This is a genomic window from Dermabacter sp. HSID17554, assembly GCF_003989295.1.
Lineage (GTDB): Bacteria > Actinomycetota > Actinomycetes > Actinomycetales > Dermabacteraceae > Dermabacter > Dermabacter vaginalis.
This window is the reverse complement of the sequence record NZ_RBLW01000002.1, coordinates 479,568-496,641: the sequence shown is the minus strand read 5'-3', so window position 1 is coordinate 496,641 and position 17,074 is coordinate 479,568. Positions and strand designations below refer to the sequence as shown.

At 64.4% G+C, this 17,074-nt stretch carries 16 protein-coding genes; 11 read left to right on the top strand and 5 right to left on the bottom strand.

Annotation, left to right across the window (positions count from 1 at the left end):
* The first annotated feature begins 35 nt into the window (after positions 1–35).
* The 4 genes from D8M36_RS05265 to trmB all read left to right on the top strand — a co-directional run bounded on the left by D8M36_RS05265 (position 36) and on the right by trmB (position 4,654).
* Positions 36–794 carry an HAD family hydrolase gene (locus D8M36_RS05265; protein WP_126847276.1) on the top strand — a complete coding sequence of 253 codons (759 nt, stop codon included), beginning with the start codon at positions 36–38 and terminating at the stop codon, positions 792–794.
* The gene (locus D8M36_RS05260; RefSeq protein ID WP_126847274.1) at positions 791–3,313 is read left to right on the top strand and encodes a glycoside hydrolase family 65 protein; all 2,523 of its coding nucleotides are present in this window, start codon (positions 791–793) and stop codon (positions 3,311–3,313) included. Before D8M36_RS05265 ends, D8M36_RS05260 begins: the two co-directional genes overlap by 4 nt.
* Positions 3,314–3,387: 74 nt before the next feature.
* A complete protein-coding gene (locus tag D8M36_RS05255; protein ID WP_126847272.1) occupies positions 3,388–3,858 on the top strand; it encodes a QcrA and Rieske domain-containing protein in 471 nt (156 codons plus the stop codon).
* A complete protein-coding gene (gene trmB / locus D8M36_RS05250) occupies positions 3,851–4,654 on the top strand; it encodes a tRNA (guanosine(46)-N7)-methyltransferase TrmB (protein WP_126847270.1) in 804 nt (267 codons plus the stop codon). Before D8M36_RS05255 ends, trmB begins: the two co-directional genes overlap by 8 nt.
* Positions 4,655–4,667: 13 nt before the next feature.
* Here trmB and D8M36_RS05245 read toward each other — a convergent pair whose 3' ends face one another.
* Positions 4,668–5,378: a response regulator transcription factor gene (locus tag D8M36_RS05245; protein WP_126847268.1), complete on the bottom strand. Its 711-nt coding sequence runs from the start codon at positions 5,376–5,378 to the stop codon at positions 4,668–4,670.
* Positions 5,379–5,383: 5 nt separating this feature from the next.
* A complete protein-coding gene (locus D8M36_RS05240) occupies positions 5,384–6,559 on the bottom strand; it encodes a sensor histidine kinase (protein WP_126847266.1) in 1,176 nt (391 codons plus the stop codon).
* Between the two features lie 154 nt (positions 6,560–6,713).
* On the opposite strand from D8M36_RS05240, the gene phoU reads away from it, so the two are divergent.
* Positions 6,714–7,391, top strand: a complete 678-nt coding sequence (gene phoU / locus D8M36_RS05235; RefSeq protein WP_126847264.1) for a phosphate signaling complex protein PhoU — start codon at positions 6,714–6,716, stop codon at positions 7,389–7,391.
* 761 nt (positions 7,392–8,152) lie between these two features.
* Positions 8,153–8,530 (top strand): DUF4235 domain-containing protein, encoded by a 378-nt coding sequence (locus tag D8M36_RS05230; RefSeq protein ID WP_126847262.1) that lies wholly within the window; start codon positions 8,153–8,155, stop codon positions 8,528–8,530.
* Positions 8,531–8,692: 162 nt separating this feature from the next.
* On the opposite strand, the gene D8M36_RS05225 is transcribed toward D8M36_RS05230, so the two are convergent.
* On the bottom strand, positions 8,693–9,178 hold the full coding sequence (locus D8M36_RS05225; RefSeq protein WP_126847260.1) for a hypothetical protein: 486 nt from the start codon (positions 9,176–9,178) through the stop codon (positions 8,693–8,695).
* A gap of 232 nt (positions 9,179–9,410) precedes the next feature.
* Here D8M36_RS05225 and D8M36_RS05220 point away from each other — a divergent pair, with 232 nt between their 5' ends.
* A complete protein-coding gene (locus D8M36_RS05220; protein ID WP_055089928.1) occupies positions 9,411–9,893 on the top strand; it encodes a CarD family transcriptional regulator in 483 nt (160 codons plus the stop codon).
* Positions 9,893–10,198 (top strand): PTS sugar transporter subunit IIB, encoded by a 306-nt coding sequence (locus D8M36_RS05215; protein WP_126847258.1) that lies wholly within the window; start codon positions 9,893–9,895, stop codon positions 10,196–10,198. The genes D8M36_RS05220 and D8M36_RS05215 overlap by 1 nt, the downstream gene beginning before the upstream one ends.
* A 177-nt stretch (positions 10,199–10,375) precedes the next feature.
* On the opposite strand, the gene galE is transcribed toward D8M36_RS05215, so the two are convergent.
* Positions 10,376–11,341, bottom strand: coding sequence for a UDP-glucose 4-epimerase GalE (galE, locus tag D8M36_RS05210; protein WP_126847256.1), 966 nt, complete (start codon positions 11,339–11,341; stop codon positions 10,376–10,378).
* Between the two features lie 104 nt (positions 11,342–11,445).
* Here galE and D8M36_RS05205 point away from each other — a divergent pair, with 104 nt between their 5' ends.
* A complete protein-coding gene (locus D8M36_RS05205; RefSeq protein ID WP_126847254.1) occupies positions 11,446–13,410 on the top strand; it encodes an LCP family protein in 1,965 nt (654 codons plus the stop codon).
* A gap of 35 nt (positions 13,411–13,445) precedes the next feature.
* On the opposite strand, the gene D8M36_RS05200 is transcribed toward D8M36_RS05205, so the two are convergent.
* Positions 13,446–14,906, bottom strand: coding sequence for a mycothione reductase (locus D8M36_RS05200; protein ID WP_126847252.1), 1,461 nt, complete (start codon positions 14,904–14,906; stop codon positions 13,446–13,448).
* A gap of 50 nt (positions 14,907–14,956) precedes the next feature.
* On the opposite strand from D8M36_RS05200, the gene D8M36_RS05195 reads away from it, so the two are divergent.
* Complete coding sequence (locus D8M36_RS05195; protein WP_126847250.1) at positions 14,957–15,664, top strand: IMPACT family protein; 708 nt, start codon at positions 14,957–14,959, stop codon at positions 15,662–15,664.
* 99 nt (positions 15,665–15,763) lie between these two features.
* Positions 15,764–17,068, top strand: a complete 1,305-nt coding sequence (locus tag D8M36_RS05190; protein WP_238638389.1) for a dicarboxylate/amino acid:cation symporter — start codon at positions 15,764–15,766, stop codon at positions 17,066–17,068.
* Positions 17,069–17,074: the final 6 nt, after the last annotated feature.

The window sequence follows — 17,074 nt, the reverse complement described above, 5'->3', positions numbered from 1 at the left end:
CAGCGCCATCCAGGCCGTGCCCCTATCGTGGTGCCGTGACTGAGAACGCGACAAACGCACCCCAGAATCTTCAGCCCGCCGCTTCCTTCAACGCGGCCGACTTCGATGCCTACCTCTTTGACCTCGACGGGGTCGTGACCCCCACCGCCGACGTGCACATGCGCGCATGGTCCCGCATGTTCAACCAAGTGCTCGTGGACTACGAGGGCCAGGCCAAATACACCGACATGGACTACTTCACGTACGTGGATGGCAAACCCCGCTACGACGGCGTGAGGAGCTTCCTCGCCTCGCGCGGCATCGAACTTCCCGAGGGCACGCCCGAGGATGCCCCCGCCGCGATGACCGTGTGCGGGCTCGGCAACCGCAAGAACGCCCTCGTGCTCGAGATCCTCGAACAGGAAGGCGTGGAGCCCTACCCCGGCACGCTCGCCTTCCTCGATTCCCTTCCCGAAACCGCGAAAGTCGCGATCGTGTCCAGCTCGAAGAATGCCCGCACCGTGCTCAAGGCCGCGGGTCTCCTCGAACGCTTCGAGGTGATCGTGGACGGCAACGTCGCCGCCGAAAACTCCATCCCCGGCAAGCCCGCACCCGACACCTACCTCTACGGTGCGAAACTCGTGGGTGTGCCCGCCGAAAAGGCCGTGGTGCTCGAAGATGCCACAAGCGGCGTGCAGGCCGGCGCCGCCGGCAACTTCGGCGCTGTGATCGGCGTTAACCGCGGTGTGGGCCAAGAGGCTCTCGCGGAAGCCGGTGCCACCATCGTCGTCGACGACCTCAAGGAGCTGGCATGAGCCTCCACAAAGTTTCCGCCGACCCCATGGACAGGGTCCACCTGCCCGTCAATGAATGGCAGCTCGTCGAGGCGCGCCCCGGCGCCAAGCTCGGCTTCCTCGAAACGATCTTCGCGACCGCGAACGGCTACCTCGGCATGCGCGGCACCCCCGAAGAAGGCCGCGACGTGGCAAGCCACGGCACGTTCCTCAATGGCTTCCACGAAACCTGGCCCATCAAGCACGCCGAAAACGCCTTCGGCTTTGCGAAAACCGGGCAGACCATCGTCAACGCGCCCGATTCGACCGTCATCAAGCTGTACGTGGACGATGAACCGCTCAACGTTTCCACAAGCGACCTGCTCGAATACAAGCGCTGGATCGACTTTCGCGAAGGCGTGCTGCGCCGCGACCTGCTGTGGCGCACCCCGAGCGGCGCCCACGTGCGCGTGCGCTCGAGCCGCATGGTGAGCTTCACCGACCGCCACCTTGCGCTCATGTCCCTCGAGGTCGAGATGGTCAAGGGCAGCGCCCCTATCGCCATCTCCTCACAGATCATCAACCGCCAGGATCTCGACCTCGATGCCGCGCCCGCCACCGCCCCGCTCGCTGGTGAAAACAAGCACGATCCGCGGCAAACCACGTCGTTTGATACGCGCGTGCTCGTGCCAGAGGACAACCACGCCTCCGGCGACCGCGTGCTCATGGGCTACCGCACCGCTCACTCCGGAATCGGTATTGGCGTTGCCGCCGACCACGAAGTGGACACCGAAATCGGCTTCCAGAGCCTCGTCAAAATCGACGACGACATGGGCCGCTTCATCATGCGCGGCGAACTGCCCGAAGGCGAAAAATTCCTCGTCAAGAAGGCCGTGGCCTACCACTACGCGGCGGGCGTACCCGTGCGTGAGCTTCAGGACCGCTGCCGCCGCACGCTCGACCGCGTGCACAAGCACGCCTTCGAGCACTACCACGAGGCGCAACGCGAGTTCCTCGAAGGCTTCTGGCAGCGCTCCGACGTGCGCATCGAAGGGCAAAGCGCCGTGCAGCAAGCGAGCCGCTGGTGCATCTACCAGCTCGCGCAGGCCGCCGCTCGAGCCGACCAGGCCGGCGTGCCGGCGAAAGGCATGACCGGCTCCGGCTACGAAGGCCACTACTTCTGGGACACCGACATCTACGTGGTCCCGTTCCTCACGTTCACCTCGCCCGAATGGGCGCGCAACGCCCTGCGCTTCCGCGTCAATCTGCTCGATGCCGCGCGCGAGAGGGCCCGCGAGCTCAACCAACGCGGCGCCCTCTTCCCGTGGCGCACCATTAACGGCGACGAGGCGAGCGCGTACTACGCGGCAGGAACCGCGCAGTACCACATCGATGCCGACATCGCGTGGGCCTTCGCCACCTACAACGACATCACGGGCGACACGAGCTTCCTGGACCTCCAGGGCGCCGAAGTTCTCGCCGAAACGGCGCGCATGTGGGCCGATCTCGGCTTCTGGCGCACAAACGGCGATCGCACCTTCCACATCCACGGCGTGACCGGCCCCGACGAATACACGACGGTCGTCAACAACAACCTGTTCACGAACGTCATGGCGAAATACAACCTCGAGCGGGCCGCCCGCACACTGCGTGACCTGCGCGAACGCCTCCCCGAAACCTACCGCGCGCTGGTGCAGAAGATCGACCTCGACGAGCGCGAGATCGACGAATGGCAAGCGTGCGCCGAAGGCATGTACATCGAGTTCGACGAAACGATGGGCATCCACCCGCAGGACGACCGCTTCCTCGACCGCGAAGTGTGGGATATCAAAGCCACCCCGCCCGAAAAATTCCCGCTCCTGCTCAACTACCACCCGCTCGTGATCTACCGCTTCCAGGTCATCAAACAGGCCGACGTTGTGCTCGCCACCTACCTGCGCAGCGCCGAGTTCACAACCGAACACAAAAAGGCGAACTTCGAATACTACGACCCGATCACCACGGGCGACTCAACCCTCTCGGCAGTCGTCCAATCGATCATGGCCGCCGAAGTGGGCCACCAAGACCTCGCCCTCGACTACTTCCTCACGGGCCTCTACGTGGACCTCGCCGACCTCCACAAAAACACGAAAGACGGCGTGCACATCGCCTCCGCGGGCGGCGTGTGGAACGGCCTCGTCGCGGGGTTCGGCGGCATGCGCTTCAACGACGGCGCCATCAGCTTCGACCCACGCCTTCCCGACGAATGGCCCGCCCTCGAATTCCCCCTCACCGTCCGCGAAAGCCGCTTCACCGTGCGCATCACGAAGGGCGAGATCAGCTTCGTGCTCGAAGAAGGCGATGAGCTTGACGTGAGCGTGCGCGGCAAAACCGTGCGCATCACGACCGCGGGCGTGAGCGTGGCGCTCCGCGGCCAGGGCCCCCTCCTCGAGGACGGCCACCTTGAAGCCCACTACGTTGGCGACACGCGCGCCGACGGCTCCGTGATCACCTCGACCGTGCCCGACCCCAACGCCCCGTGGGAATACCCCGAGGCGGCGATTGAGGGCACCGAAGGCTAGGTCGCGGGGTTAAGATTGGGGTCCGACGGTTGCTTGGCAGGCGTCGGACCCCGTTTTTTCATCGAAAGAGAGCCATGAAACCGCGCATCGTCCGTGCTGACCTTCCCGCAGAGCCCACCCGCGAGCTGCCGCCGTGCGTGAAGCGGCGCGACCTCGGTGCACTCGGCCTCACGGGCGCCGCCGCCCTCGCCCTCGCCGGCTGCGGGCCCGATCGCGGTGGCCTCAAGGCCGAAGAAGTGCAGGTGGATGAGTCGGGAGCAGTGGCGCTCGAGGACCTTCCCGAAAACCAGACGACAATCGTGAACTTCGGCGGGCAGCGGGCCTTTGTTGCCGTTGTGCGCGGAAGCGGCGAGGACCTTCACGGCTTCGAGGCGTACTGCACGCACCAGGGCTGCGCCCTCAACCCCGAAGGGCCCGTGCTGCACTGCCCATGCCACGATTCCACGTTCGACTCCCAGACGGGTGACGTCAAGGGCGGCCCCGCCGAGGAGCCCCTCGTGGAGGTCGCGCTCACCGTGGCGAACGGCAAGGTCACCCGTGCCTGAGCGGCCTGAACTGACGAGCGACGGGCGCGTGCGGCGCGAGGTCGTGAGCTTCGTGCGGCGCGGCTCCCGCCTCAATGCGGCCCAGGAGCGAGCGTGGCAGGCGCACGCGCAGCAGTACGTCGTGGACGTGCCCCGCGGGGCACGCTCCACCCTCGCTGATCCCTCGGTGCGACTCTCGGTCCCGGAACTGTTCGGAAACCGTCACCCGCTCATTGTCGAGATCGGCTCCGGTCAGGGCGATTGCGTGGCCGCAGCTGCCGCTTCACGCCCCGGCGAGAACTTCCTCGCCCTCGAGGTGTACAAGCCGGGCCTCGCCCAAACGATGCTCCACCTCGAACGGCTCGGCCTCCCCCACAACGTCAAAATGCTCGAGGTCGACGCCGAAAACTCCCTCCCCACGCTTCTCGGGCGTGAGTCGATCCGCGAAGTGTGGATCTTCTTCGCCGATCCGTGGCACAAAACGAAGCACCACAAACGCCGCCTCATCTCCCCCGAGTTCTTGCGCGTGCTCACGGAGCTACTCGAGCCGGGCGGAATCATCCGCACCGCAACCGACTGGGCCGACTACGCCGAGCATCAACACGCCGCCTTCGAGACCGTCGCCCGCGAAGGGCTGCTCGTGAACCTGCACCCCGAAGGGCCTCGGCCCGAGGGCACGGCCTCGGACCCGGTGAGCGAGGCGATGCCGCGCGTGGGGTTCGCGCCTCGGTTCGATGGGCGCGTGCGCACCGCCTTCGAGAAGAAAGCGACCGCCGCGGGCCGGCTCGTGTGGGAGTTCGCCTACCAAAAGGCGTAAACGCGCCGGCTGGTTAGGCCTCCGCGGGCGATTCGAACTTGTAACCGAGGCCGCGCACCGTCACGATGAGTTCCGGGCTCTTCGGATTGACCTCGATCTTCGCGCGCAAGCGCTTAATGTGCACGTCAAGAGTCTTCGTGTCGCCCACGTAGTTCGAGCCCCACACGCGGTCGATGAGCTGGCCGCGCGTGAGCACGCGATCGGCGTTACGCAGGAGGATCTCAAGCAGCTCAAATTCCTTGAGCGGCAGCGGCGTGTCTTCACCCCGCACGCGCACCACGTGGCGGTCAACGTTCATCTCGATGCCGCCGGCCGTCAGAACCGCCTCGTCTTCGTCGCCTTCCTGGTTTGTGGCCTTCTGCTGCTCGCCGCGGCGAAGCACCGCCTTAATGCGGGCGAGAAGCTCACGCGAAGAATACGGCTTCGTCACGTAGTCATCGGCGCCGAGCTCGAGGCCGAGAACCTTATCGAACTCGTCGTCCTTCGCGGTGAGCATGATGACGGGAACGCTCGAGGTTTTACGGATCTCGCGGCACACGTCGGTGCCGCTCATACCGGGAAGCATGAGATCGAGAAGCACGAGATCAGCGCCGTGCACCTGGAACACCGCGAGCCCACGGTCGCCCGTGTTCGCGACAGCGACCTCGTATCCCTCCTTGCGCAGCGAGTAGCTGAGCGCGTCGGAGAAACTCTCCTCGTCTTCAACAATGAGGATGCGTGCCATGATTCCTATTCTCCTGTGTGAACGGGCAGGTCCCTGGGTGAATCGTCGGCGAGCTCGGGAATGCGAAGCGTGAACGTCGACCCCGAGCCCTCCTTCGACCATACTGTGACGTCGCCACCGTGGTTGCTCGCAATGTGCTTCACGATCGACAAACCGAGACCGGTGCCGCCGGTCGCGCGCGAGCGAGCCTTATCCACGCGATAGAAGCGTTCAAAGATACGCTCCATGTTTTCGGGCGAAATGCCGATGCCCTCATCCTTCACGGAAATCTCGACCATACCGTTATGGCGGCGAGTCGACACACCGATGAGAGTGTTCGGCGGTGAATACGTAATCGCGTTCATGATGAGGTTCGAAAGCGCCGTGGTGAGCATCGTCGAGCTTCCGAACACCTCGAGGTTCGGCGTGCCGCCAGACTGGATCGTCATGCCGTGGCCCGAGGCGAGGTTCTGGTTGAGGGCGACCGCTTCCGCGATCACGGAATCGACGTCCACCGAGGAGGCGTCGGCAAAAGATTGCGCGCCCTGCACGCGCGACAATTCAATGATTTCCTGCACGAGGAGGGAAAGGCGCCGCGACTCGGTTTGCATGCGGCCCGCGAAGCGTCGAACGGCCTCGGGGTCATCGGCGGCATCTTCCATTGTTTCGGCGAGAAGCGTGAGTGCACCCACGGGAGTTTTCAGTTCGTGGGACACGTTTGCGACGAAATCGCGCCGGGTCTCCTCCACGCGGGACTGCTTCGAGAGGTCGTCGGCGAGCACGAGGATGCGCCGCGAGCTACTGAGGGCGCCCACGCGCACGCTCACGACGGTGGGCGTGTTCTGATCGGACCGCGTGTTCTTCGCGTTCGTGAGCACCTGCTCGCGGAAACCGCCCTGGCGCGACACCTGCGTGACGATATCGATGAGGTCGCGGTGCGCGAGCCTCGGGTAGTCGCCGCCCGTGGTGCGCACGAGCCCGTAGCTATACGCGAGGGGCGAGGCGCGCAGCACGTCGCCACTTGAATCAAGAAGCACGTACGCGCTCGAGAGGATCGACAGCACCTCGGAGGTCGGCTCCGCAATGCTCGGCTTCGGCGGCTCGGTTGCGGGGGTACTGCCGCGCATCGCCGCGTACATCGCCACGGCCCCCGCCACGAGCCCGCAGAGGGCGGCGGCAATGAGGAGGGCAACAGAATTCACCCTCTAAGGGTACGGCCTCACGCATTCCGACGCTTGCCCCGACCCCATCGAATCCACTTTCGTTTCCTGGTTATTCACCTTGAGGTTTGCATACATTCACCTCTCGCCGGGAAGATGGGATCACAGTATTGCCTCTAGAGAAAAGGACGATCCGATGCGTGCCGCATTCCAGAATGAACTTCAGGTCCTGCGCGAGGGCCTGATGGAAATGAACTCCCTTGTGGCCACCGCGCTTGAGGATGCCTCGAAGGCGCTGCTCACCGGCGATCTCGCGCTCGCCGAACAGGTCATTGTTCGCGACCAGGAGATCGACGACCTCCAGGCCGAGCTCGACGAGAAGTCGGTCGACATTCTCGCGACCCAGTCGCCCGTTGCCACCGACCTGCGCACAGTCGTCGCCACGCTCCGCATGAGCGCCTCGCTCGAGCGCATGGGCGACCTCGCCGCCCACATCGCTCTCGTGCTGCGCCGCCGCCACCCGAATGAGGTCATCCCCGCAGACCTGAAGTCGGCCATTGAAACCCTCGCCGATCTGAGCCTCAACGCCGTGAAGGATGCAGGCAAGGTCCTCGACACTTACGACGTTGCTCTCGCTGCCGTCGTTGAGGAGCGCGACAACAACCTCGACCGCGCGATGGACGAGGTCTACGCCGCCCTTTCTGCCGATGATGCTTCCTACTCCGTGAAGGAATCAGTGGATCTCGCGCTGCTCGCCCGCTTCTACGAGCGCCTCGGCGACCACGCCGTTTCGGTGGCGCGCCGCGTGGTGTTCCTCGTGACGGGCGACGCGCTCGACTCGCACACCCCCCACACGGACGTCACCGAGTTCTGATTTTCAGCTTTCTCGCTGACGCGGCGCAAGGGGCCTAGGCAGCCTTCGCGAAGCCGCACTTCTCCTTTGGCGGGGTCCCGGCACGAGCCGGGACCCCGCATTTCGCTGCCTCCCCCTTTTTTTTTGGCTGCCACCCTTTCTAGCTGCACCCCTTTTTTCCGCCACCACTCCCCTCCACCCTCCTCTCTCCCCAATACCCCCTCAGCTCACCTCTACTCCACACCTCCTCACCTCTAGTCCTCACCTCCACTCCTCCCCTCCCTCACCTCTGCCGCCTCTGTCCCACCCCCTTCTCGACGAAAGTGGTGAAAAACGGCACTGATCCACCAATTTTCAACGCGAGGTGGCGGTTTATCACCACTTTGGAGGTCACAGAAAAGGTAAGCAGGTGGAGGGCCGACAAAGGTAAGCAGATGGAGGGCCGACGGTGGCCAGGCAGCCGTCGGAATCCCAGCTGCCTCCAGACTCACCTCTACCCCCTCTGACCCCCACCTCATCTCTCCCCCTCCCCCTCAGCTCCACCCGCCTCACCCCCTTCTCGACGAAAGTGGTCAAAAACGGCGCTGAACCAGCAATTTTCAACGCGAGGTGGCGGTTTATCACCACTTTGGATGGCACAGAAAAGGTAAGCAGGTGGAGGGCCGACAAAGGTAAGCAGGTGGAGGGCCGACGGTGGCCGGGCAACCGTCGGAATCCCAACTGGTTCCAGGCTCACCCGGTAGCCTGGTGCGGTACCCGCATCAAAAGCGACAGGAGTTCCCATGCCCTCGAAGCCCAGCAATCCCTTGGTCGGCGCTATCGTGACGGTCGCCGGGATCGGCACGTCGATCCTCGCGAAGAAGGCGCTCGCTGCCGGCTGGCATCGCGCCTTCGATGAGGAAGTTCCCGACTCGAAGTTCGAGAAGCAGGCCAAGAAGGACCTCAAGGAACGCAAGAAGCAGGCCAAGAAGGACGGCGCCTCGAAAGCTGAGCTCAAGGAAATGACGAGCGAATACGAGGACGTCGACGCCTGGAAGGTCGCGCTGTTCACGATCCTTTCAGGCGTGGTGATTACCGCGCTGCAGCAGGCTGCGAGGAAGGGCGCGCAGTCGGGTGCGGAGCGTCTCGTGGCGCGTCGCCCGCGCGCGAACCGCGGCTAAGCAGCCCCTTGTTTTCGGGCCCGGCCCCCACGGTGGGGTCGGGCCCTCACGCTGTCCGCACCTCGCGGCCCTCGGGCCCCAGGCAGCAGCAACACGCTGCCACCGTTAAAAGCGGGAGGCCCCGCACCGCGGGGCCGCCACAGCTTGTCAGTGCCGAAAGGCTTACTGCGCCTGCTGTTCCTCGGGCGCGAGATACTCGAGTGATTCGTCGAGCAGCTGCACGGTCAGGCGCTGCGTCTCTTCGCCTACCGTGACATCAACGAGAACGTTGTCGCCGGGCTTCTTCGAGGTCGTCACCTCGATGGGCTCAGCCCCCTCGCCACCGATCATGACGGTCTCGCCGGCAGGCACGTTGATGCTTGCGCTACCGCTCGCCCCCTCAACGAAGTTCAACCGAACCGTGTAATCCTGCGACGACTGGTTCACCACCGCGCCCGTGACCTGCACACCGTTCGCGCCTTCCACCGCGAGGAGGTTGCGCACACCGATGGGCTGGGCGGCACCCTCGGGGGTGAAGTTCACCAGGGCACCTTCGGCCGGCTGGTAGAAGTGGTGGGTCTGCATGGGGTTGAAGTAGGCGCAGCCGCTGAGACTAAAAGCGGCAATGCCCATGAGCGCGGCAGCGCGGGAGAGGGGACGAAGTTTCACTCTGGCTCCTGCGATTCGTGAGGTCACGTGATGATCGATGACGTAATGGTGTGCATCGCGAAGCGGGACTATCCAGCCGGGACTTAGAGCCCACCCGGAAGGAGCGCCGCCGCGCTAGCAGTTCCCTCACAGACTACCCCACAAGGCGCCCTCGCCGCCCAATTCTGCGGCGGCGAAATATAGCACACGAGCGAATGTTAGAATGGCTGCCGGACGAAAGGGACCTCAACTCATGAACTTTAATGTCGGCGAAACGGTCGTCTACCCGCACCACGGTGCGGCACTCATCGAAGAAGTCAACGAGCGCACCATTAAGGGCAAGGTGAAGAAGTACCTCAAGCTCAAGGTCGCGCAGGGTGATCTCACGATCGAGGTCCCGGCGGAAAACGTTGACATGGTGGGGGTTCGCGACGTCGTCGATCAGGAAGGTCTCGAAGAGGTTTTCGAGGTGCTTCGCCAGCCCTACGTTGAGGAACCCACGAACTGGTCGCGCCGCTACAAGGCGAACGTGGAAAAGCTCGCCTCGGGCGACATCAAGAAGGTTGCCGAAGTTGTGCGCGACCTGTGGCGCCGCGATCAGGATCGTGGCCTGAGCGCCGGCGAAAAGCGGATGCTTTCGAAGGCCCGCCAGATCCTCACCTCGGAGCTTGCGCTTGCCGAGGATTGCTCGCAAGAGCGCGCTGAGGAAATTCTCGACGAGGTTCTTGCCTCCTGATGAAACACATTGCGGTTGTGTGCGGCGCCGGGGTAGCCACCTCGTCGGTGATCCGCAAACGCATTGAAGCGCACTACGACGCTCGCGGCATCGACCTGAACGTTACTCAGGCAACCGTGATGGATATGCTCTCGCCGCAGTTTTCTGCCGACGCGATCGTCACGACGGTCACCATCCCTTCCTCGATTGGCATCCCGCAGCTAAGCGGCATGCCGCTTCTGCTCGGCACAGATTCAAGCGTGACATTCGAGGCGCTCGACGAGTTGCTCGGCTTCACCTCGCGCCGCGAGGATCCGCAGGCCTAGCCCTGTGCCGCGCGGGCTGGTCGTCGCGTAGTTTCGGTGGGTTCAAGGGCGCGCCTTGGCGAGGGCTTCGCGGTCCGACGGCTGCCCCGCCCCCATCGTGTCGCGTTCGAAAAACACGGAGGGCGGCGGCCCACACAGTGGCGAGCCGCCGCCCTCAGCAATCAGAAATTCACCAGTTCAGTGGCAGGTCGTCGCCTCGACCGCCGAACGCACGATGTCATCGAGATCTTTCGAGCTCTTCCAGCCGAGCGCGTTCTCGATGCGCTCGGTCGAGCACACGAGGCGAGCGGGGTCGCCCGCGCGGCGCGGCGCCATTTCGGGTTCGATCTCCACGCCCTTGGCACGGGCGATCGCGTCGATCACTTCGAGAACGCTTGAGCCTTTGCCGGTGCCCACGTTGAAGACGCGGTGCTCGCGCTCGTCGTTGTCGAGGTAGCCGAGGGCCGCGACGTGCGCGTCGGCGAGGTCCTCGACGTGCACGTAGTCGCGGATGCACGTGCCGTCGGGAGTGTTGTAGTCGTTGCCAAACACCTTCGGGGTTTTGCCACTCTCGAGGGCATCGAGCACGATCGGCACGAGGTTCATCACGAGGGTGTCGGCGAGTTCCGGGGAACCGGCGCCGGCCACGTTGAAGTAGCGCAGGGCGACGGTGCGCATGCCGTGAGCGCGCTCGGCGTCGGCAAGCATCCATTCGCCCACGTACTTGGTCGCGCCGTAGGGGTTGATGGGGCGGCACTCGAGTTCCTCATCCACGAGGTCGACATCGGGCATGCCGTACACGGCCGCGGAGGAACTGAACACGAAATCGCGCACGCCCGCGCGGGCGGCGGCGTCGAGAACGTTCGCGAGGCCGCCGATGTTGTCGTGCCAGTACATCTCAGGCTTTTCCACGGATTCGCCCACCTGCTTGTGGGCCGCGAAGTGAATCACGGCTTTCACGCCACGCTCACGCATCTCGCGCTCGAGAACCTCAACGGCACCGTCGGCGGTGACGTCCTGCTCAATGAGCGGGGCATCGCCGATGCGGTTGCGAAAGCCCGTCGAGAGATCGTCGACAACCGCGACGGACTCGCCGCGCTCGAGAAGAAGCTGTACAACGTGTGCGCCAATGTAACCTGCGCCACCAATAACCAAAGTCGTCATGACTCCAGTCTAAGCACTGGCCTCGGCCGAACCTCCCCGAAATCTCTACGCAAATCACACGCCGCAACCAAAAACTCGAAAAATCCCGCCGTAAACTGACCAGCATGACCGTGCCAGAATCGCCCGAACCCACGTTGCCTAAGCGCAGCGCGGGTCGACACCGATACGTGAGGCCTACCAAGGCCGATTCGATCGCACAGAAAAACGCCAAGAGGCGCCATGAGGAGGCGCAGCGGGAGCATGGATTCGACCTCTCCCGCAGGCAGGCTTCTCAATTCCCGAAGCCCGGTAGCACGAGGGCCGAGGCTGCCGTCGGAACCGCTACCGAAACCGCGAAGCCGGGCTCCGGTGCCCGCCTCGCCGCCGGTGCGGCCGTGACCCCGCTCGGCGATGGCGTGATGCGCACCGAGCCGCTGCCGAACCTGCGCCCGCGTGACCACCAGAACGCTGCGGCGCGCGAGAATGACGATTCGATTCCTACCGGGGCTCCCGCGAGCATCGGCATTGGCCGCCGCACGAGCCTCGAGGAAGGCTCGCTCGCGCGCGCGTCGGTGTGGACGGCGAGCGGCAGCATTTTCCCCGGGTTTGGCCTCATCCCCACCAGGTGGCGCGGGCTCGGCATTGCGCTCATGGCGATCGTGATCCTCGTTGTTGGCGCGATTGCTGCGCTCCTCGCCTTCGGCGACCCCACAACGCTTGTGTTCCGCTACGGCACGCGCCGCCCGATTGTGATCGGCGCGCTCGCAGCTGTTGCCGTGGGCACCCTGGTGTGGGTGGCAACGATCTTCGTCACGAACCAGCTCCACAACGTGCGCGAGAAGCTCCGCGGCCCCGCCCGCAACGCCTCGCGAGCCCTCGCCTACACGCTCGCCCTCATCGTGGCGCTTCCCGGCGTGTACACCGCGCACAGTCTCTATGCGACCCAGGCGCTGCTCGGCAACTCGAAGGTGTTCGCCGGCTCCGAGGCGCACAAGCTCGCGCCAGGCAAGGATCCGTGGGCGAACCGCGAGCGCGTGAACATCATGTTGCTAGGCCAGGATGCGGGCCCTGACCGCACGGGCACGCGCCCCGACACGATCATGGTCGCCTCGATCGATACGAAAACGGGCCGCACGGCACTGTTTTCGATCCCCCGCAACCTCCAGTACGTGCGCTTCCCGAAGGGCTCGGCTCCGGCGGAGGAGTTCCCCGACGGTTTCACGTACTTCGGTAAGGATCAGAACCTCATTAACGCGGTCTGGTCGTGGGCCGAGGGCGTGCGCCCCGATCTGTTCCCGGGCGACGACAACCCGGGCCTGACCGCGACCACGATGGCCGTCGAGGAAACGCTTGGCCTCAAGGTCGATTACTACGCGATGGTGAACCTTCAGGGCTTCGCCGACCTCGTGGATGCGATCGGCGGCGTCGATATCGAAGTGGAGCGCGACATCCCAATCGGCGGCGGCGCGTCGAAGGTCGAGGGTTACGTCAAGAAGGGCTGGCAGCATCTCGACGGTTTCCACGCCCTGTGGTACGCCCGCTCGCGCCACGGCTCGAACGACTTCGACCGCAACTGCCGCCAGCAGCGCATCGTGCGCACCGTCGCGGAAGAAGCGAACGTGTCCTCGCTCGCGCTCAACATCCCGAAGCTGATCGGTGCAACCGAGCGCAATATCGAAACGGACATCCCGCGCAGTCAGGTCGAGGCGTTTGCGAATCTCGCACAGCGCATCCAAAAGGGTGGCTTCAAGTCGTATCCGATCAACCCGACCGTGACGCATTCGGGCAACCCTGACTACCCGTACATCAAGAAGTGGGTGCAGGCGTCGATTGACGATTCGATGGCGGGCTACGGCGAGGTTCCCGTGAGCGGGAAGCCGGGCGGCAAGGCGGGCTCCGGCACGGGCGTGGGTGGAGGTGCTCGCAATTCGGCGCCGCAGCGAATCCGGATCGTGCTTCCGCTTGAGCCGACCACCGATGGCGACTCAAGCGACGATGACTCGACAGACTCGGGCGAGACCAAGAACCCGACTGTTAACCAGGATCCGCTTGCACCGTGCATGCCGGGCAACGAAGACCCGATGGGCTAACCCCTACCCGCGAATAGCGCCCTGCTGCGGCTCTCTTAGGCGAGCTGCAGCAGGGCGTTTTCAATAACTTCGGGCATGGCGGGGTGAATCCAGTACTGCTTGGTCGCGATGTCGCGCGCATCTAGCCCAAAGCTCATCGCCTGGATGAGCACCTGGATGAGCGTCGCAGCCTCGGGGCCGATGATGTGCGCGCCAAGGATCCGCCCGGTCTCAGCCTCGGCGATGATCTTCACGAAGTCGCCCGGTGCCTCAAGCTCCATCGCCCACCCGTAGGCGACGTCGGCAAATTCCTGGCGCGCCACCTGGATCTCCCGCCCGGTCGTTGCCGCCCACTCGCGCGCCTCGCGCTCGCTCATGCCCACGGTCGCGATCTGTGGCGAGGTGAACACGGCGGCGGGGATAGGCATGTCGTCGCTTCGGCGCAAATCGTGCGGGTTGAGGATGTTGTGACGCGCAACCTTCAGTTCGTGGTTGGCGACGTGCTTGAGCTGCGCCGGTGAGCTGAGGTCGCCGATCGAGTAGATCCCGTCGAGCACCTGGCCGCGCGGGTCGAGAGCTCGCTGGCAGGCATCAACCATGACCCGGCCGGCATCATCGACGCCGATGCCCCCGGCCGGGGCGTCCAGCAGATCACTGTTGGGCGTGCGGCCGGTCGCCACGAGAATGTCGGCGACGGTGAGGGTGCGGGCCGCCTCGTCGGCGGGGTCCGACGGTTGCAGGTCAATCTCGACCCCCTCTTCTGTGCGGCGCACCTCGGTGGTCGCGGTGGTGAGGTGCACGGTGTAGCGCGCGGAGGCGATCTCGGTGATGCGGCGCGCGATGTCCTCATCGAAGGCCCGAAGGAGGGTTCCAGAACGGGCAATGAGGTGCACGTCCACGCCGAACGCGTCGAGAATGTGAGCGAACTCGAGGGCGATCACGCCCGAGCCGAGGATCGCGATTGACTCGGGAAGCTCCTCAAGGCGCATGAGCGTGTCGCTCGTGAGCGGTGTCGCCTCGTGGAGCCCGGGAATGGCGGGAATCGCGGGACGAGAGCCCGCCGCGAGAAGGAACGTGTCGGCCGTGATCTCGCGCGTGCCGTTGTCGGTTTCCACGGCAAGGCGCTTCGGGGCCACAAAGCGGGCGGTGCCACGGAGGAGTGTCACATTCGCGTTATCGGGGTGGGCGGCGCGGTACTCCTCACCCCCGTGGGAGATCGGGTCAATCCGGCTAAAGATTCGCTCGCGCACGGCCGGGAATCCGACGCCACCGAGCTCAGCATCGACCCCGAATTTCTCGGCGTGTTCACGGCGGGCATTCTGGGCGATGTTTGCCGTGTGCACGAACATCTTTGTGGGAATGCACCCGAGGTTGAGGCACGTTCCACCGAAGATGTTTTCGGGGCCCACGCCGCGGTCGATGTAGACGATGGATTTCTCGGCGAACTCGGGTCCCGGGAAAGAATTGCCGGAGCCGGAGCCGATGAGGGCGATGTCGAAGTGTTCTGGGGCGATCATGGTCTCAAGGATACGGGCCGCCGAACGCAGTGTTCGCGCACCGTGACACAATGACCAGCATGCACGAGATTCTCGAGACCATGCCTGAAGCGAGCGAACGAATGTTGCTGCTCACGGCACCTATCGAGCATGAACTCGAGGTCACGAAGTCCCGGTTCCTCGCGTACCTCTCCCCCGTTGAAACGGTCGAGGAGGCCGATCACCTGATTCGCGAACGCCGAGCACTGCATCCACACGCGAGGCATCACTGCACGGCCCTCACGCTCGGCACGCCGGTACACCTCCAGCGCTCCAACGACGACGGTGAACCGAGTTCCACCGCCGGGATGCCCATGGCACAGGCCCTGAGAGGGCGGCACATGACGAACATCCTCGCGGTGGTGACGCGCTACTTCGGCGGCATCAAGCTCGGGGCGGGCGGCCTCGTGCGCGCCTACGGAAGCGCCGTCACCGATGCCCTCGATGCCGCCGCGGCGAAGAAGCTCGTGCGCGAAAGAGTCGTTCGCCAAGTCACCGACCTCGAGGTCGGCTACGAACTCGCAGGCACGTTCGAGGCCTCGATCCGTGCCTGGGCCGACAACGCCAAGGGCGTGAGCATCGAGGGGGCCAACTACACCGCGAGTGGCCTCACCCTCCGCTTCGTGCATCGCGTAGAAACCGCCGCTGACCTGGAGCGTGCCGCCGCTGAACTTTCGAGCGGCGCCGTGGGCGCGGCAAGCGTCGGATACACCTACGCCGATGTGCCAGCCGGATTTTAAACCAATGAAAACAGTACTAGGTGTGCGAAAAGTCCCGGCCGGGCCTATAGTGCTTGGAGGCCGCGGAACCGCGCGCCCACCGCTGACAATGGAGTCTTGATGAAAAAGGTCCTGAATTCGCTGTTGATGAAGATTGCCATCGCGATCGTGCTTGGCATCCTCGTGGGGCTCGTGGCGCCCGATTGGTTATCGCGAGGAGCGGCAACGTTCTCGAAGCTTTTCGGCAACTTCCTGAGCTTCATCATTCCGCTCATCATCATCGGCCTGATCACTCCCGCCATTTCCGAATTCGGTAGAGGCGCCGGCAAGTGGCTCGGCGTGACTGCCGCGCTCGCCTACTGCTCCACCCTCGTGGCCGGCACTTACGCGATCGCCGCCGGTTACCTTGCCTTCCCGGCGCTGCTTGGGAGCAGCACGCAGCTCGGCGGGGTGACCGAGCCGAAAACGAGCTTCGAGCCGTATTTCGAGATCGCCATGGATCCCATCTTTGGCGTGATGACGGCTCTCATCACGAGCTTCGTGATCGGTCTGGGCATCGTGGCGGTGCGCGCCACTACCATTCACGAGGGTTTCCTCGAGCTGCGCGAGATCGTGAACACGACAATTTCGAAGATCATCGTGCCACTTCTACCGCTCTACATCTTCACCATTTTCGAGAACATGACCGCGAAGAAAGAAGTGTGGGACATCATCATGAAGATGCTCCCGATCGTGGTGCTCGCCTTCGTGCTTACGGCGATCATGCTCGTTCTTCAATTCACTGCGGCCGGTGTTGCCAAGGGCAGGAACCCGTTGGTTATGCTCGGCAAGATGCTTCCCGCCTACGCCACCGCGCTTGGCACAAGCTCGAGTGCCGCGACGATTCCCGTGACGACTCGCTGCGCTGAGGATGCCGGCGTGTCGAAACCCGTGTCAAACTTCGTAATCCCGCTGTGTGCCACGATCCACCTCTCCGGCTCGACCGTGAAGATCACCCTGTTCGCTTTCGCAATCCTGTGGACCACGAACGGCGACTACAGCTTCGCGAGCCTGCTCGGCTTCGTGGCGATGCTCGGCGTGTCGATGATCGCCGCTCCCGGCGTGCCCGGCGGCGCGATCGTGACGGCTTCGGCGCTTCTCGCCGAACAGCTTGCCTTCAATGAATCGCAGGTGGGCCTCATGGTGGCCCTCTACGTGGCGCTCGACTCGTTCGGCACCGCCACGAACGTCACGGGCGATGGTGCGATCGCGGCGATCGTGGACCGTCTCTCGGGTGGCAAGGTCACCGATGATGCTGATGCCGATACCGATGCCGATGCCGAGAAAGCGGAAGCTGGGGCTAAGGCGGAGGCGGCCACCGACGCGCCTGAGCGCCCCGTGGAGGAATCGACCGAGCGCGTCTCGGGAGGATCCGCTCGGGCGTAGTTTGCT

Excerpts from the sequence above, each read along its gene's own strand:
- D8M36_RS05260 (WP_126847274.1), top strand. The coding sequence starts at position 791 with ATGAGCCTCCACAAAGTTTCCGCCGACCCCATGGACAGGGTCCACCTG.
- D8M36_RS05255 (WP_126847272.1), top strand. The coding sequence starts at position 3,388 with ATGAAACCGCGCATCGTCCGTGCTGACCTTCCCGCAGAGCCCACCCGC.
- D8M36_RS05245 (WP_126847268.1), bottom strand. The coding sequence starts at position 5,378 with ATGGCACGCATCCTCATTGTTGAAGACGAGGAGAGTTTCTCCGACGCG.
- phoU (WP_126847264.1), top strand. The coding sequence starts at position 6,714 with ATGCGTGCCGCATTCCAGAATGAACTTCAGGTCCTGCGCGAGGGCCTG.
- D8M36_RS05230 (WP_126847262.1), top strand. The coding sequence starts at position 8,153 with ATGCCCTCGAAGCCCAGCAATCCCTTGGTCGGCGCTATCGTGACGGTC.
- D8M36_RS05220 (WP_055089928.1), top strand. The coding sequence starts at position 9,411 with ATGAACTTTAATGTCGGCGAAACGGTCGTCTACCCGCACCACGGTGCG.
- D8M36_RS05215 (WP_126847258.1), top strand. The coding sequence starts at position 9,893 with ATGAAACACATTGCGGTTGTGTGCGGCGCCGGGGTAGCCACCTCGTCG.
- galE (WP_126847256.1), bottom strand. The coding sequence starts at position 11,341 with ATGACGACTTTGGTTATTGGTGGCGCAGGTTACATTGGCGCACACGTT.
- D8M36_RS05205 (WP_126847254.1), top strand. The coding sequence starts at position 11,446 with ATGACCGTGCCAGAATCGCCCGAACCCACGTTGCCTAAGCGCAGCGCG.
- D8M36_RS05200 (WP_126847252.1), bottom strand. The coding sequence starts at position 14,906 with ATGATCGCCCCAGAACACTTCGACATCGCCCTCATCGGCTCCGGCTCC.
- D8M36_RS05195 (WP_126847250.1), top strand. The coding sequence starts at position 14,957 with ATGACCAGCATGCACGAGATTCTCGAGACCATGCCTGAAGCGAGCGAA.
- D8M36_RS05190 (WP_238638389.1), top strand. The coding sequence starts at position 15,764 with ATGAAAAAGGTCCTGAATTCGCTGTTGATGAAGATTGCCATCGCGATC.